The sequence below is a fragment of the Micromonospora sp. KLBMP9576 genome (assembly GCF_050941805.1).
GTDB lineage: Bacteria > Actinomycetota > Actinomycetes > Mycobacteriales > Micromonosporaceae > Micromonospora.
Map to the genome: position 1 here is coordinate 521,465 of NZ_CP194567.1, position 15,707 is coordinate 537,171.

A 15,707-nucleotide genomic window follows, 5' to 3' on the forward strand; every position below is an offset into this window, starting at 1 on the left:
TGCCCGCGCCTTGCCGGCCGCGCTGCCGTGGTCACCCGGGCCGCGCCCACCGAGGGAGACCCACCGGTACGACACCCGGTGTCCGTCCGCGCCAGAGTGGTCGGCGCGGGTGCCGTGCCGGTGCTGTGCCGGTCCGGCGGTGCTGTGCCGGTCCGGCGGGGTGCCGTGCCGGTCCGGCGGTGCCGTGCCGGTCGGGCGGGGTGCCGTGCCGGTCGGGCGGGGGTGCGTGCCGGTCCCGGGGGTTGCGTGCCATGAGTGCCGGTCCGGGGGGTGCGTGCCCGGGTGCGTGCCGGTCCGGCGAATGGTGATCAGGACGCCATGGACCTTAAAACAGCCGGATAACGTCCATGGCGTCCTGATCACCGAGGCCCCGCGCGCGGCCGGGCGGGGCGTTACCGCGGTTGCCTGATCGGGGTCGTGTTGTCGGTGGTGTAACCGCCGCCGGCAGCTACGTTGTTGCCGGACCCCGAGCGGCTTGACCAGCACGACGCGCACCGACACGGTGTTACCGCCGTCGGGCAGCCACGTCGTCGCCGCAGGCAGCCATCGTCGCGGGCAGCGCCGCCGTCCCCGTTCGCCGGCAGCCGGGCAGCGGGCAGCCGGGCAGCGGGAAGCGGGCAGCCGGGCAGCCGGGCAGCCGGCAGCGGGCAGCCGGCCGTCCCGGCATAACGCGAGCGGCCCGTCGTCCGCGCGTTCCGTCGGTGGTCACCGGGCAGCCGTCACCTGTCTGGGCGGGCGGCGTCGGTCAGGGCGCGTGGGGGGTCCGGTCGGCGTCGGACGGCGCGGCGGGCAGCCGGGGGCTGGCGGCGCGGCGCTGCCGGACCAGCCGCCCGAGGTAGAGCAGCGCGCCGGTCAGCACCGCCATGTCGTCCAGGTAGATGGGGTCGGGAAGCAGGTCCACCGGCAGGACGGTGTAGACCAACGCACCGTAGAAGGCCACCTTGCCGCTGACCCCGAGCGTGCCAAGCAGCCGGCGGGTGCGGATCACGCGGACGGCGAGGAACACCGCGCCGGCCAGCGTCACGACCGCGATGATGCCGACGACGATCCACGCCTCGTTGGACATACCGCCACGCTAGCCCAGCGAGACCCGTCGCGCGCGGCCCCGCTGGCCGGTACGCCGGGTCCGTCGCCTCCTCCGCCGGGTCAGTACGCCGGAACCGCCGCGCGCCCCCGGGCCACCGTCGGCGTCTCCCGGCTGGTCACCGCCGGGAATTCGCGGGTCTGCTCCGTGCCACCGGCGGCCTCCATCAGCGGCAGCAACTCCGGTGCCTCCTCGGGGCGGCGGTTGAGCGCGGCGAACGCCTCGTCGCGGAGGCTGCGCGACGCTTCGGCGGCGGTCTCGGCGGCCCGCCACGCGGCCTGCTCGCGCTCCCGGGCCGCCTGCTGCCGGGCGAGCAGGTGGTCACGTACCGCCCGGCGCAGCACCAGTTCCTGCTCGACCGGGTGCAGCCGGGGGTCCCAGCCGTTGCGGTACGCGAAGATGTCGCTGAGCTGCTCCACCGACAGTTCCTTACGCCAGTACGCGTCGAGGGCGGCCCGGTGCAGGAAGCGTTCGCGCTCCGCGTACTCGGCGGGTGTCCGGACGGTACGCGGCAGGGGCATCGCCTCGGCGACCGCCAACCGCTTGACGTCCGCCTCGGCGGCCTCGTACGCCTGCCAGGCCCCCTCGACCTCCTCCTGCGCGGTCAGCCACTCGGCCCGGAGTCGCGCGGCGGTGGCGGCGGCCCGCTCGGCGGCGATCGAGACCTCCTCGGCGTAGCGGGACCGCTCGCGCGCCTCCTCGGTGCGTTCCAGCTCGCTGGGCATCGCGGCCCGCCGGATCCGGGAGTCGGCGTCGACCCGGAGCCGACCGGGCCGCAACAGCAGGCCCGCCACGGTGACGACGATGACGCCGAGCAGGCCCAGCCAGATCGCTGCGGCCCGGGGCACGTCCAGTAGGACGGAGGAGAGGAGGGTTTGCATGGTCAGCACCTCGCGGTCGATCGGGGGCGTCGACAGGGTCTGTGCCCGGCGTACGGGCGGGTGGGTGTCGTTGGCGTGTGCGGGCGTACCGCGGCGGTGAGCGCTGCGGCAGCGGACGGTGCCGGTGCGGCAGGCCGACGGGCGGACGCCGGTGCTGTCGGGGCGGGCCGGGCGGATCGCCGTCGCGTGACGGGGATCGGTGTCGGCGTGCCCGCGGGCGCAGCCGGTGGCCGACGGGTCAGGCGGGAGGCGGGCCGCGCCGGCCGGGGACGCCCCGGCCGGGGTCGCGGGCGGGGCCGTCGGGGCGGACGGCCGGACCCGCTGAGGTGTCGGCGGGGGCGTCGGCGGGACGGGCCGCCGACGGGGCGACGTCGTCGACCTGCTCGACCGGGGGCTCGCGGCGCGGCGGCTGGCCGATTCCGGCGCCCGTCGCGACGACGCTCGGAACGGCGGCGGCGGACGGCGTCGGGGCGGACGCGGCGCTCACGCCGCCGAGGCCAACGGTGAGCACCAGCGCGGCGACCGTCAGCCGGGTCAGCTCACGCAGCCAGCGCAGCGTGACCGACCAGAACGGGTCGACTGACGCTACGGACGGCACCCGTCCAACCTATCGCCCGGAACCCGTTCGTGCAGGGCGGCGACGGCCGGCGATCGGGTGACCGCTACCACGATGTCCGAAGTGGATCAGCCCGGCGCGGTGCGGGACGTGCGGCGGCACGACGCGGGACGTGCGGCGGCCCACCCGGTGGTGTGTCCGCCGGGTGGGCCGTCGAGGTGCGGGGAGCGTGTCAGTCGTCGCTGCCGAGCACGGGCGGAGCGGCGGCCGAGCCGTCCCCCCAGACCATGTCGTCCTCCGTCAACCAGGTCATTCGACCGTCGGTGTCGTCGTCGTGGGCTCCCTGGCCGGCGCCCCCGAGGACACCGGCACGGTTGGCCCCGCCGGTCGCCCCACGCGCGCCACCCGGCCGACCCGTCCCGGTGGCCGCCCGGTCACCGGCGCCGGCGGTGCCCTGTCGCGCGCTGTCGAAGCGGCGGCCCATCCCGGTCGCGGCCCGGTTGTCCGCCAGCGGACTGCCGCCGGGGGAACGGACCACCGTGGTCGGCGCCTTGCCACCCGACCCCGCGAGGGCCCCGGTGCCGAGCACGCCGGGGTTGCTGTTCTGCGCGCCGAACTGGAGGCCCGGCCCGCCGGCCGAGGCCGTCGAGGTGCCGCCCGGCCCGCCCGGCGCGCCCGGCGCCCGCACGCCGGTCGCACCGGTCAGCAGCGTGGCCCCGGCGAGGGAGGTGCCGGCCCCGATGCCACCGGGCGGGCCGCCCGTGCCGCCGCCCGGGTGCCCGCCGCCGCCGACGCCCGGGGTGAACGTGCCGGGGTGCCCGCCGCCCGGCCCAGAACCCGGCGTGCCGGGGGTCGCGACGGTGGCGCCGCCCGACTGCCCGGCGAGGCCGGTCAGGGTCGGCGCGGCGGTCGGCGTCTTGGAGACCGGGCCGCCGCGCGGGGTCGTCGAGGAATCGGGCCGGTTCAGGCCGGGGGTCTCGGGGTGCGGCGGGGGCGGCGCGACGAGCCGGCCGTACGCGGAGAGGTCGTAACCGGCGGCCAGCTCGGACACCACCTTGACCATCCGCTTGTGCGCCTTCTCCTGCTCGGCCTTGTCCTGCTGGTGGCCCAGCAGCCCACCGATCACCACGCCCGGCAGGCCGAACACGGCGCCCTTGGCCGCGCCGGAGACCGTCTGGTCGTGGTCGTCGGTCTCGGCCGGGCTCTCGGCCTGCGCGCGGGCGGTGCGCAGCTCGCCGGCCATCAGGTTCAGGCCCCGGCTCACGTCGGCCATGCCCTCGCCGAGCTTGTCGGCGTAGTCGGTGACGAACGTCAACCGGCGCTGGAACTCCTGCGAGGCCGAGCCCGTCCAGGTGTTGGCGAGCTTGTCGAGGTCGCCGCTGAGCGCTCGGGACAGCCCGTCGAGCATGCCCTTGAGGGCCGTCCACTGGGCGGCGACGCCCTCGATCTGGCCGGGCTGGCCGGCCATCACACCGTCGTAGAGCTGCTGGTGGCCGACGTGCTGGTAGCGGTGGGTGTATTCAGACACGCGGCTCATCCTTTCGCGTCAACGCGTCGTCCACCCCGTGCAGCACGGCGGCGATGTCGGCGGCGTTGGCCGCGTTGCGCTCCTCGGTGGTCTGGTAGTTGGACAGGATCGTCGCGGTGGCACCGCGCGCGGCCTCCACCGCGGCACGCAGCCGGCCGACCTGATCCACGTAGGACTGGTGGATCTCGGAGTAGCGGCGGGCGTTCTGGGTGGCGTCGGTGAACGAGCCCAGCGCCGGGGGCCGGCACTGCATCTCGGTGCTCAGCTTCCGCAACGCCTTCTCCGCCTCGGTCAGCCGGTCGGCCAACTTCTGCTGGAAGTCCTCCAGGGACATGAGGTCGATCGTCGTGCGCCCGGTCATGGCAGCATCCCCGTACATCATCGTCGATAACCGTTGGCTGGGCACAGGCTAGTCGACCCGTGCGACTCGGGCGACCCGCTGCGAGCGGCGAAGCGCCAGACGCGTCTTCAGCCGTCCGCCGACGGGGCCGACGACGACCCGCCGGACGAGGCCGGCGCCCCCGAGGAGGGCCCGCCGGAGGGCGTCGCGGGGGTGCCGGAACGCGCCGGGGAAGGACTGCCCGACGGCTTCACCGGGGAAGGGCTGCCCGAGGGCTTCGCCGGGGCGCCCGCCGACGGCGCGGGACCGGGCGCGAAGTGGTCGAGCGCGTCGTCGCGCGACAGCGTCGGCCCCGTCGGCACGAGGGCGAGCAGCGACGCCGGCACGGCCAGCGGGGCGACCCCCTCGTAGCCCAGCGCGGCCACGGCACCCACACCCAGCGGATAGCGGACCCCCTGGGCGCTGATCAGGTAGACGGTGGCCCCGGGGGCGGCCGCGCCGCTCCCGCCGGTCCCGGGCGTCGCCTGCACGAGCACGCCCTTGCCGCCGGGCAGCAGCACGCCCTCGGCGGTACGCACCCCGTCGCGCGCGCCCTGCCGCACCGGCACGGCGTCGGACGCGGCCAGCTCCGTCGGCACGCGGTCGAAGACCTCCAGCGTGGTGGTGGGCGGCCCGCCGTCGGCGCCGGCCCGGTAGGTCGCGCAGAGCGCCGGCCGGCCGGTGGCGACCGGGTGCAGCACGGGCAGGGTCTGCGGGATCCCGGCCTCCTCCGCCCGCCGGTCGGTCAGCAGCTTGCCGGCCTGCGCCGGGGTGATGTCGGTGACCTGGCCGCCCTCGCGCAGCAGCAGCAGGGCGCTCATCTCGCCGATCGCGGAGAGCCCGTCCCGGGTGAGCACGTAGTGCTGGCCCGCCGCCCGGAAGACCTGGCCGACCCTGGCCGGGCGCTCGGTCAGGGTGCTGGCCTCGTCCGCGCCGGCCACGGCCGGCGCGCGCAGGACCGGCCCGGACGGCACGGCGTTGAGCAGCTGCTGCCCGACCGGCAGGCGTGGCGCGTTCGCCATCCGCAGCGCGGCCAGCGCGGAGTCGCCCCCGGTCACCTGCAACCGGTGGTTGCCGGTGAGCAGGTGCCGCTGACCGTCGACCTCGACCAGCACGGCCCGGTCGCCCAGCGGTACCCCGCCGGGCAGCGGGCGGTCGATCACCAGCCGGGTGCCGGAACGGCGCGGGTCGGCCGGGTCCGGGACGTCGCAGACGGACCAGGGCAGGCCCGTCAGCGACTTGCGGTCCGGCAGCGCGTCCGGGGCGCCGACGATGCCGACGGTGCGTCCCCGGGGCCGGTCCCGGATCGACGCCTGGGACATCGTGCGCACCGGCGGGGCGGGCTCGTTGATGATCAGACGTGCCGAGGCGTAGTTGAGGGTGGGATGCAACTGCCCGTCGACGAAGACGTAGGTTGCCCCGGTCTCCCGCTCGATCACCAGGGTGTTCGGCTCCAGCGGCGCCGTGTTGCCGGTGAACTGCCCGTACGCGCCGACGCCGCCGAGCACCACGGCCGCGGCGATGACGCTGCCGAAGAACGCCATGCCGAGCCGCCGCATCGGCAGGTTGCTGGTCTCCGGGTCGCCCGACAGCAGCGCCGAGACGATCCGGCGGGTGACGAAGCGGTACGCCTGCACCTGGTCGCGGCGGGTCCGCATGACTTACCTCCGGCGGGGGGTGGGTCCGCGACGAGCAGGTCCGAGTCGTGTCGCGGGCTTCCCTACGATAAGGGGCCGTCAACGGGGCACCGGGACCAGCGCCCGGGGAGATGCCGTGGCGGCCCCGCCGTCCAGAGAGGACTGTCAGCGATGACGCAGGTTCAGGCGCCACCCGCTCGTCCGGCACCGCAGCCGTCCGGCGCAGCTCAGCGGCCGGTCGTCCCGGCCGACCGGCGCGAGGGGGGTCGGATCGGGCCGGTGGCCGTGGGACAGCTCGTGGTGCTGGAACTCTGCGCCCTGGCCGTCTGGGCGGCGCTGGGCGGGCCGGTCTGGGCGGCCGCCGTCGTCGGGACGCTGTCGCTGGCGGTGGTGGCCGCCGTCTTCGCCCGCCGGGGCGGCCGCTGGTGGTACGAGGACCTGCTGCTGCGCCGGCGGCTGCGACTGCGGCGGCGGGAGGGGGCCAGGGGCGTCGTCGCGGCGGACGGCGGGGCGGACCCGCGGCTGGCCGCCCTGGCGCCGGAGCTCACCGTCACCGAGCTGACCGACCGTGGCACCCGGCTCGGCATCGGGCAGGACGCGCACGGCTGGTTCGCGGCGGTGGCGTTGCAGGGCCGTCCCGGGGCCCCGGCGGGCTCGGTCGAGGCGTCGGTGATGGACCGGGCCCTGCGGGTGCTCGCCGACTTCACCGGGCCGGTCACCCGCACCCAGGTGGTCTCGCACACCCTGGTCTGGTATCCGGCGCCGGGCGCGCCGCCCGCGGCCCACCGGACGGTCTGGCTGGCGCTGCGGCTCTCCGTGCGCGACGCACGCGCCGAGACGGTCAGCCGGGGCGGCGGCCTGCCCGGCGTGCACCGCACCCTCAGCGCCGGCGTCGGCCGGCTGGGCAAGGCGCTGACGGCGGCCGGGCTCGCCCACCGCCCGCTCGGCCGCGACGAGCTGCGCGCGGCCGTGGTCTCGGCGGCCGGGCTGGACCTGGCGCCGGCACCTCCGGCGGAGACCTGGACGGGACTGCGTGGCGGCGGCTGGACCCAGCGCTGCCTGGTCCTGCGGCCCCGGGCCGAGGCGCCGTTCGGCCCGCTGGTGGACGCGGTGACCGCGACGTCCGCCCCGTCGCACACGCTGGCCGCCGTGGTCCTGCCGGGCGGGCGGGTCGCCCCGCCGATGCTTCGGGTGGCGGCGCTCGACGACCACGTGGAGGCGCTGGTCAAGGCGGTGCGGGAGGTGGCCCGGCGGTCCGGTTCCCCGGCCCGCCCGGTGGACGGCCAGCACGGGCCGGGGGTGTACGCCACCGCCCCGGTCGCCACCACCGTGACGACCCTGCGCCCGACCGACTGACAGCGCGGGCCGGGCGGGTGGCTCAGGGGCGGAGGTTGACGATCCAGCCGTAGAGGCCCACCACCCAGAAGGCCAGCGGCACCAGCGCGATGATCAGCATGATCTCGACGATGTCGAGCAGCCGGCCCCAGACCGGGGAGATCCGCTTACCGGCCGTGGTGAGCCCGTAGATCAGGCTCACCACGGCGGCGAACACCAGGCCGCCGAGGACCAGGCCGAGGCGTACCGCCGTCGAGCTGTTGCCGAACGTGGCCGCGGCGGTCAGGCCGAGCCCCGCGCTGCCGGCGAACAGCACCGGGGTGCGCTGGGCGCGGCCCAGGACCGGCCGGGCCCGCAGCAGCGACAGCAGGGCCAGCACGAGGCAGAGCAGCACCGCCGGCAGGCTGCCGTGCAGCGCGAGCACCACCTGGGCGCCGAGCACCAGCAGCGACACCGTCCAGAGCAGAGCCGTCAGGAACTCGTCCGCCCGCTCGCTGAGCTGGAGCACCCGCCGGCCGTCCACCGACTCGGTGTCGCTCTTCAGGTCGTCGGGACCGGTCGGGATGGACGGCACGGGCAGCCGGGCCAGGCGGTACGCCGCCATCGGCAGTGCCGGCACCGCGCCGAACGCGACCGCGGCGACGACCGCGGCGGCGGCCGGCGCGTCGGTGTCGAAGGCCAGGCTGACCACCGCGCCGAGGCCGGTGACGGCGCCGAGGCCGACCGCGCCGAAGAAGAGTGGGATCCGGTCGCCGACGGCCAGCGCGGCCACCGCCGCGCAGAGCACCACCGCCGTGGCGCCGATGAGCACGTGCGGGGCGCCCAGTTCGGTCAACGCGCGGTCGCCGGCGAGCAGCAGCAGGCCGCCGACCCCCGCGTACGCCAGGCCGACGGCCCCCAGCACCGACCCGGTCGCGCTGTCGGCGGCGGCCCGGGACAGCACGGCGGCCGTGACCACCAGGGCGACCGCGACGACGAGCGCGGCCAGCGCGCCGGGCAGGTGCGGCGGCCCGGTGAACAGCGCCGCCACCGCGCCGGCGCCGAGCGCCGCGGCGGCGAAGAGCACCGCGAAGGATCGGGTGGTGCCGACCTGCCAGGCGCCCGGGCGCTGGTTGGTGGCGGTGGCCACGGCGTCGACCACGTCGTCGAAGACGACCTCCGGCGCGGTCGCGGACCGGGGGTTGAAGTAGAGCACCTCGCCGTCGCGGACGCCGAGCTGCGTGGCCGTCCGGCCGCCGTCCAGCGGCTGGCCGCCGAGCCGGGCCAGACTCCAACCGCCGTGCCGCACCCCCTCGTCGGCCAGGTCCTCGCCCGCGTAGCGGAGCAGGGTCGGCAGCAGGTCGGCGAGCGGTACGTCCGACGGCAGCGCGAGATCCATCCTGGTGCGCGGTGCCACGATGGTGATCCGGCTCAGGCCGCCGGTCGCCGTCTTCGTCGCCACAGTGGCCTCCTCGCGGTCTCTACGATCACCCCTGGCCGACGACGCCGACGCACGGGGTCCTGACGCCCACGGGAGATTACCTACGATGGCGGGCACGTACGATGCCCACCCGACTACTCCGGCCGCTCGCCGAACTTCATCAGGGCCACTTCTGGGAGGAGACAGCCGTGAGCACGGTGGTGTTCCGCCGGCTCCCGCGTCAGCCGGGACCTGCGCTGCCGCGAGGCGAGGTGGTGCTGGAATCGCCTCCGGAGCTGCCCGAGCCGACCCCCCGCGGGATGGGGCAGCTGCTGATGATCCTGCCCATGATGTGCGGGGTGGGCGCCATGGCGTTCCTCTACGCCGGTCGGGGCGGCGGCACGATGACCTACATCGCCGGTGGCCTCTTCGGCGTCTCCATGCTGGGCATGGCGATCGGGTCGCTGAGCAACGGCAACAACGACAAGGCCGAGCTGAACGCCGACCGGCGCGACTACATGCGCTACCTGGCCCAGATGCGCAAGCGCACCCGGCGCGCCGCCGAGCAGCAGCGCGCGGCGATGGCGTGGCGGCACCCGGAACCGGACGCGCTCTGGTCGATCGCGGCCTCCCGTCGGCTCTGGGAGCGGCGGATCACCGAGGACGACTTCGGCGAGACCCGGATCGCCACCGGCCCGCAGCGCCTGGCCGTGGAGATCGTCCCGCCGGAGACCAAACCGGTCGAGGACCTGGAGCCGATGAGCGCCATCGCGCTGCGTCGCTTCGTCCGCGCCCACTCGACGGTGCCGGACCTGCCGACCGCGCTCTCGGTCCGGGCGTTCAGCCGGGTGGCGCTGCGCGGCGACCGGGAACCGGTGCTCGACCTGACCCGGGCCACGCTCGGGCAGCTCGCCACCTTCCACGCCCCGGACGACATGGTCGTCGTGGTCGTCGCCGCGCCCGACCGGCAGGCGGCCTGGGACTGGGTGAAGTGGCTGCCGCACAACCACCACAGCGCCCGTACCGACGCGGCGGGCGCGCGCCGGATGGTCTTCGCGAGCCTCGCGGAGGCCGAGGAGGCGCTGGCCGGCGAGCTGGCCGGCCGGCCCCGGTTCGCGCCGGAGGCGAAGCCGCTGACCACGGCGGCGCACCTCGTGGTGGTGGTCGACGGCGGTGAGGTCTCGGCGACCTGCCAGCTGATGGGCCCGGGGCTGCTCGGCGCGACGGTGATCGACCTTTCCGGCACCGTGCCCCGCGACGCCGGCCGCTGGCTGCTCTGCCTCGACGTGGGCGACGGCAGCTCCCTCGAACTGGTCCGTGGCACGTCCTCGTCCCGGCTCGGCCGGCCGGACCGGCTGACGGCGGCCGCCGCCGAGGGGCTGGCCCGCCAGATCGCCCCGTACCGGCTGTCGCAGCAGCAGACCACGTCGGACGAGCCGCTGTCGAAGAGCATGGAACTGCCGGACCTGCTGGGGGTCGGCGACGCCGCGGCCGTCGACGTGCAGCAGACCTGGCGCCCGCGCAACCACCGCGACCGGCTGCGCATCCCGGTGGGGCTCGGGCCGGACGGCAACGTCGTCGAGCTGGACTTCAAGGAGTCCGCGCACGAGGGCATGGGCCCGCACGGCCTGATCATCGGCGCGACCGGCTCCGGCAAGAGCGAGCTGCTGCGCACGATCGTCGGCGCGCTGGCGGTGACGCACTCCTCGGAAGAACTCAACTTCGTCCTGGTCGACTTCAAGGGCGGCGCCACCTTCGCCTCGCTGGACGCGCTGCCGCACACCAGCGCGGTGATCACCAACCTGGCCGACGAGCTGACGCTCGTCGACCGCATGAAGGACGCGCTGGCCGGCGAGATGAACCGCCGCCAGGAGGTGCTGCGGGCCGCCGGCAACTACGTCTCCCGCTACGACTACGACAAGGCCCGGGCGGCCGGCGAGCCGCTGGACCCGATGCCCAGCCTGCTGATCATCTGTGACGAGTTCAGCGAGCTGCTCGCCGCGAAACCCGACTTCATCGACCTCTTCGTGATGATCGGTCGGCTCGGCCGGTCGCTCGGCGTGCACCTGCTGCTGGCCAGCCAGCGGCTGGAGGAGGGCAAGCTGCGGGGCCTGGACACCCACCTGTCGTACCGGATCGGTCTGCGTACCTTCTCGGCGGTGGAGAGCCGGATCGTGCTGGGTGTGCCGGACGCGTACGAACTGCCCAGCGCCCCCGGCCACGGCTACCTGAAGACCGACACCAGCACGATGCTGCGGTTCCGGGCCGCGTACGTGTCCGGGCCGTACCGGGCCCCGGGCCAGGCCGCCGCCGCGTCGCGGTCGCTGGTGCAGCGCCGGATCGTCCGGTACGGGGTGGACTTCGTGCCGGTGCAGAACCCGACCCTGGCGGTGCCCGACGCGTCCGAGCCGGAGCAGCCCGCCGACGGCAAGGCCGTGGCGATGCTGGACGTGCTCATCGACCGGCTGAAGGGGCGGGGCCGACCGGCGCACCAGGTCTGGCTGCCGCCGCTGGCGGAGCCGCCGGGCCTGGGTGAGCTGCTGCCGCCGTTGACCGTCGACCCCAAGCTGGGCCTCTGCACCGCCTCCTGGGGCGGTCGCGGGCGGTTGGCCGCGCCGGTCGGCGTCGTCGACCGGCCGTACGAGCAGCGCCGCGACCCGATGCTGGTGGATCTCTCCGGCGCCGGTGGCAACGTGGTGATCGTGGGCGCCTCGCTCAGCGGCAAGAGCACGATGCTGCGTTCCATGCTCGCCTCGCTCGCGCTCACCCACACCCCGCGCGAGGCGCAGTTCTTCTGCCTGGACTTCGGCGGTGGCGCGCTGCGCAGCCTGGAGGGGCTGCCGCACACGGCCGGCGTGGCCGGGCGGCGGAACACCGAGGCGGTACGCCGCACGGTGGCCGAGGTGGTGGCCGTGCTGGACGACCGCGAGAACCGGTTCGCCCAGCACGGCATCGACTCGGTGGCGAGCTACCGGCGCCGCCGGGCGGCCGGCGAGTTCGCCGACGACCCGTTCGGCGACGTCTTCCTCGTCGTCGACGGCTGGAACACGCTGCGCCAGGAGTACGAGGAGCTGGAGCAGACCATCACCACCCTGGCCAACCGGGGCCTGGGCTTCGGCGTGCACGTGGTGCTGACCGCCGTGCGGTGGGCGGAGATCCGGATCAACATGCGGGACCTGCTCGGCACGAAGCTCGAGCTGCGGCTCGGCGACCCCAACGAGTCGGAGATCGACAGGCGGGCGGCGGCGAACGTCCCGAACGGCTCGCCCGGGCGTGGCCTGACCCGCGACAAGCTGCACTTCCTCACGGCCATCTCCCGGATCGACGGCCGGCGCGACATCGACGACCTCACCGAGGCGTCCATCGCGCTGTCCCGGCACGTCGCGCAGGCGTGGAAGGGCGAGCCGGCCCCGAAGGTTCGCCTGCTGCCGCGCCTGCTGCCGGTCAGCGAGCTGGTCCGGGTGGCCGACCGGTCGGCGCCGGGCCTGCCGATCGGCGTCAACGAGTCGGCGCTGGCCCCGGTCTACCTCGACCTCGCCAACGAGCCGCACCTGACGATCTTCGGCGACGCCGAGTGCGGCAAGACCAACGTGTTGCGGCTGATCGCGCGGGGCATCACGGAGCGGTACACCCCGGCGCAGGCCCGGCTGGTCATCGCCGACTACCGGCGCGGCCTGCTCGGCACGGTCGAGGGGGACCACCTGCTCGACTACGCGCCGTCGAACCAGGTGTTCGCGCAGGGGCTCGCCTCGATCCGCAGCGCCCTGTCCAACCGGTTGCCCGGCCCGGACGTCACCACCGCCCAGCTCCGCGACCGGAGCTGGTGGAAGGGGCCGGACCTCTACGTCCTGGTCGACGACTACGACCTGGTCGCCTCGGGCGGGAGCAACCCGCTCAGCGCCCTGCACGAGCTGCTGCCCCAGGCCCGCGACATCGGTCTGCATTTGATCATCACCCGGCGGGTGGGTGGCGTGGCCCGGGCGCTGTACGAGCCCGTCCTGCAACGCCTGCGCGAGCTGGACCAGCCCGGCCTGCTGATGTCCGGCAACCGGGAGGAGGGCGCGGTCTTCGGCACGTTGCGACCGAGCCCCCAGCCGCCGGGTCGGGGCACCCTGGTGCGCCGGCGCGACGGTCAGCAGCTCATCCAGACGGCCTGGTCGGAGCCGGCCTGAGGGGACGATCGGCGGTCCGCTCCGGTCGACGGGGCGGACCGGCGTGACGGCATCCGGTAACCTGCGGCACGAGCGTCGCAGCCGATGAGAGGACCGTGTTGAGCACATCGTGGACGCCCGGCGGCGCGGGAACGGCCGGCCTGCAGGGCCTGCTGCAGCAGGCGCAGGAACAGCAGCGCCGGCTTGCGGACTTCCAGCGGCAACGCGCCGAGCTGCGGGCCACCGGGGAGAGCCCGGACGGCCTGGTCCAGGTCACCGTCGACGGTGACCTGAAGGTCGGCGACATCGAGATCAACGCCCGGGCCATGCGGCTCGACAGCTTCGGCCTGGCCGAGTCCCTCCAGGCGGCCATCGACGCCGCGTACGACGCGCACGCCGAGCGACAGCGTGAGCTGGTGGAGGAGATGGTCGGCGGCCCGGAGCTCATCCGGCAGGCCGAGGCGGGGAAGGTGACCCCGCAGGACTGGTTCCGCCACTTCGGGGTGGACATCGACGACCCGCTGCGCCGGCTGCGCGGCTGACGAGGGAGGGGGAGGGCAGTGGCGAACACGGTCGACGTCGGCGCCATCCGGGGCGCCGCGAAGAAGCTGGCCGCCGAGGATGGCCCGAAGGCGTTCCTGCGCAACGCGAAGGAGAAGCTGGACGAGGTCCAGCTCTCCGGGCTGTCCATGACCGTCCTGGGCATCTCGGCGGTGAGCCGGCACAACGCGGTGATCGACGAGCACGTCGACAACCTGCGCACGGGCATCGAGCACCTGCAGAAGGCCGCCGACAACCTCGAGAAGACCGCTGCCAACTGGGAGAAGTCGGACCAGCCCTGGGTGGTCAAGTGAGCTCGCTGGCGCACGACGCAGGAGGAAGCTGATGCCGGAGATTCTGATCGCCAACTCCTCGGGTTCGGTGGTGGGGACGCACAGCGTCGCGGCGCGGACCGCGCCGGTGCGCGCGCTGGCGGGTGCGGCGCGGGCCAACTGGATGTGGTTGGCCGGCGCGGGCATCCTGACCGCCGCGGTTCTCCACCTCGAGTCCTTCGACAACGAGGAGATCTCGAAGGCCGTCAAGAACTGGGGTGACGCGGCCGCCTACCTCGGTGGGGACCAGTTCGGCAAGGCGATGGAGAGCGTGCCCCCCTCGGCCACGGAGTGGAACTTCGAGGACCGCGAGGCGTTCGACAAGTTCGTGCAGCAGCTCGGCATGGAGGTCGCCGCCCTCGCCGAGGCGCTCAACGCCAACAAGGACGCCCTGCAGGGCCTCCAGGACCACTACAACGCGGTGATCGACGCGTTGGTCGCGGTGTTGACGACGATCCTGATCGCGGTGATCGCGGCCGTGGCGCTCCAGGCGTTCCCGGCCACCATCCCGTTGGCGAACGCGATCGGGGTGGCTGGCCTGACCGCCAGCATGGCGATCGTCGCGCTCGTGTTCCAGGACGTCGGCTCGGTGCTCTCCACCATCGCCAGCTCGTTCCGGGGCGCGGACGCGCACCAGTTCACGACCGAGTCGAAGCCCGGTTTCGCCACGGGCCCCGATCCCGACATCAAGGACATCAAAATCGACTGGGTCCAGGACTCGGGGTTCTACGCGGCCTGATCGGTCCGATCGGAAGGGGTGGCGCCATGGCGTGGCAGACGGCCGCGATGGTGTACGCACTGGTCGCCATGCCGGTCTTCGTCGTGCTCGGGGTGGTCGCGCAGCTGACCCGCTCGCGGCCGATCAGGAGGGCGGCGGAGATCGTGCTGCTCAGTTGCGCGGCGGCGTTCGCGGTGGCGCTGGGCTCTCTCGCGGACGACGCGTTGCAGTGGACGCTGGCCTCGTTACTGGCTGTCATCTTCGTCGGCGGCCTGGTCATGCACGTCCGCTCCTACTCGCGCCCGTCCTAGATCGCCGGTCGGCGGGGCGGTTTCCACCCCCTGTTCGAGGGCTGCGCGAAGTGGACGGCGTCCGCTACGGTCGTCACTGAGTGTCCGTCGGTGGGGTGATTGCCTTGCGACGGGGGAGGCGCGGCGACAGCGCCGCCACAAGATGACGGAAGGGTGTGAAGCATGGCGTTCGAGGTCGAAGCAGCGACTCTCCATACCGCCGCCGGTGACGTGCGCTCCACGCGCAGCGATGTCGACGGCGAGCTGAAGAAGCTCTGGAACGTGGTCGACGACCTGGCCATGGCCTGGAAGGGGCAGGCGTCCACCGGCTTCCAGTCGCTCATGCAGCGCTGGAACGAAGACACGGGCAAGCTGCTGACGGCGATGGACAACATCGCCGACCTGCTCGACAAGTCGGGTACCACGCACCAGGTCAACGACGAAGAGCAGCAGCAGATGCTGGACAAGTTCCACTCTGCACTCAACCCGTGATCCGCCGACACGAGCAGGGGAGGAACTAATGAGCATCAAGGTCGATTACGCGGTCCTCGAGAACAGCAACCAGCAGATGATGGCCATCTCGCGGACCATCGACGAGAAGCTGGACACGCTGCGTTCGATGCTGGCGAAGCTCCAGTGGGACGGCGAGGACCGTGCCGCGTACGAGCAGCACCAGGCGCAGTGGGACGCCGCCGTTCGGGACATCAACAAGATCCTGAACGAGATCGGTGGCGCCGTGGGCATCGCCCGGGAAAACTACGTCAGCACCGAGATGAGCAACGCCAAGGCCTGGAACTGACACAATCGCCGACGCGGCTCCGGTCCGGTTCGACCGGGCCGGAGCCGCGTCGCGTTGTACGCCGATAGGTACCGGGAG

General features: G+C 74.2%; 15 protein-coding genes. 8 read left to right on the top strand and 7 right to left on the bottom strand.

The genetic code is table 11. The annotated features are described in order from the left end of the window. Nucleotides 1-745 precede the first annotated feature (745 nt). The 6 genes from ACQ452_RS02545 to eccB form a co-directional block, all read right to left on the bottom strand. Complete coding sequence (locus tag ACQ452_RS02545; RefSeq protein WP_433389409.1) at nucleotides 746-1,066, bottom strand: DUF1232 domain-containing protein; 321 nt, start codon at nucleotides 1,064-1,066, stop codon at nucleotides 746-748. 80 nt (nucleotides 1,067-1,146) lie between these two features. Beyond that, on the bottom strand, nucleotides 1,147-1,965 hold the full coding sequence (locus tag ACQ452_RS02550) for a hypothetical protein (protein WP_433389410.1): 819 nt from the start codon (nucleotides 1,963-1,965) through the stop codon (nucleotides 1,147-1,149). A 238-nt stretch (nucleotides 1,966-2,203) separates the two neighbouring features. Beyond that, nucleotides 2,204-2,563, bottom strand: a complete 360-nt coding sequence (locus tag ACQ452_RS02555; protein ID WP_433389411.1) for a hypothetical protein — start codon at nucleotides 2,561-2,563, stop codon at nucleotides 2,204-2,206. Between the two features lie 190 nt (nucleotides 2,564-2,753). Continuing rightward, nucleotides 2,754-4,049 (bottom strand): WXG100 family type VII secretion target, encoded by a 1,296-nt coding sequence (locus tag ACQ452_RS02560; protein ID WP_433389412.1) that lies wholly within the window; start codon nucleotides 4,047-4,049, stop codon nucleotides 2,754-2,756. Beyond that, nucleotides 4,042-4,410 (bottom strand): hypothetical protein, encoded by a 369-nt coding sequence (locus ACQ452_RS02565; RefSeq protein WP_433389413.1) that lies wholly within the window; start codon nucleotides 4,408-4,410, stop codon nucleotides 4,042-4,044. The genes ACQ452_RS02560 and ACQ452_RS02565 overlap by 8 nt, the downstream gene beginning before the upstream one ends. Before the next feature lie 107 nt (nucleotides 4,411-4,517). Then, nucleotides 4,518-6,086: a type VII secretion protein EccB gene (gene eccB / locus ACQ452_RS02570; protein ID WP_433389414.1), complete on the bottom strand. Its 1,569-nt coding sequence runs from the start codon at nucleotides 6,084-6,086 to the stop codon at nucleotides 4,518-4,520. Between the two features lie 258 nt (nucleotides 6,087-6,344). On the opposite strand from eccB, the gene ACQ452_RS02575 reads away from it, so the two are divergent. After that, entirely contained in the window at nucleotides 6,345-7,421 is a 1,077-nt protein-coding gene (locus ACQ452_RS02575) for a type VII secretion protein EccE (RefSeq protein ID WP_433389415.1), read from the top strand. A gap of 22 nt (nucleotides 7,422-7,443) precedes the next feature. Here the strand turns inward: ACQ452_RS02575 and eccD are convergent, their stop codons facing one another. Continuing rightward, complete coding sequence (gene eccD, locus ACQ452_RS02580; protein WP_433389416.1) at nucleotides 7,444-8,841, bottom strand: type VII secretion integral membrane protein EccD; 1,398 nt, start codon at nucleotides 8,839-8,841, stop codon at nucleotides 7,444-7,446. 167 nt (nucleotides 8,842-9,008) lie between these two features. Here eccD and eccCa point away from each other — a divergent pair, with 167 nt between their 5' ends. From eccCa to ACQ452_RS02615, 7 genes are all read left to right on the top strand, one after another. Continuing rightward, nucleotides 9,009-12,971 (top strand): type VII secretion protein EccCa, encoded by a 3,963-nt coding sequence (gene eccCa, locus ACQ452_RS02585; RefSeq protein WP_433389417.1) that lies wholly within the window; start codon nucleotides 9,009-9,011, stop codon nucleotides 12,969-12,971. A gap of 95 nt (nucleotides 12,972-13,066) precedes the next feature. Next, a complete protein-coding gene (locus tag ACQ452_RS02590; RefSeq protein ID WP_433389418.1) occupies nucleotides 13,067-13,492 on the top strand; it encodes a YbaB/EbfC family nucleoid-associated protein in 426 nt (141 codons plus the stop codon). Nucleotides 13,493-13,510: 18 nt separating this feature from the next. Then, a complete protein-coding gene (locus ACQ452_RS02595) occupies nucleotides 13,511-13,804 on the top strand; it encodes a hypothetical protein (protein ID WP_433389419.1) in 294 nt (97 codons plus the stop codon). Between the two features lie 31 nt (nucleotides 13,805-13,835). Continuing rightward, nucleotides 13,836-14,561, top strand: a complete 726-nt coding sequence (locus tag ACQ452_RS02600; protein WP_433389420.1) for a hypothetical protein — start codon at nucleotides 13,836-13,838, stop codon at nucleotides 14,559-14,561. 26 nt (nucleotides 14,562-14,587) lie between these two features. Beyond that, entirely contained in the window at nucleotides 14,588-14,851 is a 264-nt protein-coding gene (locus ACQ452_RS02605; RefSeq protein ID WP_433389421.1) for a hypothetical protein, read from the top strand. A 162-nt stretch (nucleotides 14,852-15,013) separates the two neighbouring features. Continuing rightward, nucleotides 15,014-15,322 carry a WXG100 family type VII secretion target gene (locus ACQ452_RS02610; RefSeq protein ID WP_350920445.1) on the top strand — a complete coding sequence of 103 codons (309 nt, stop codon included), beginning with the start codon at nucleotides 15,014-15,016 and terminating at the stop codon, nucleotides 15,320-15,322. 28 nt (nucleotides 15,323-15,350) lie between these two features. Continuing rightward, complete coding sequence (locus tag ACQ452_RS02615) at nucleotides 15,351-15,629, top strand: WXG100 family type VII secretion target (RefSeq protein ID WP_433389422.1); 279 nt, start codon at nucleotides 15,351-15,353, stop codon at nucleotides 15,627-15,629. The last annotated feature ends 78 nt before the right edge of the window (nucleotides 15,630-15,707 follow it).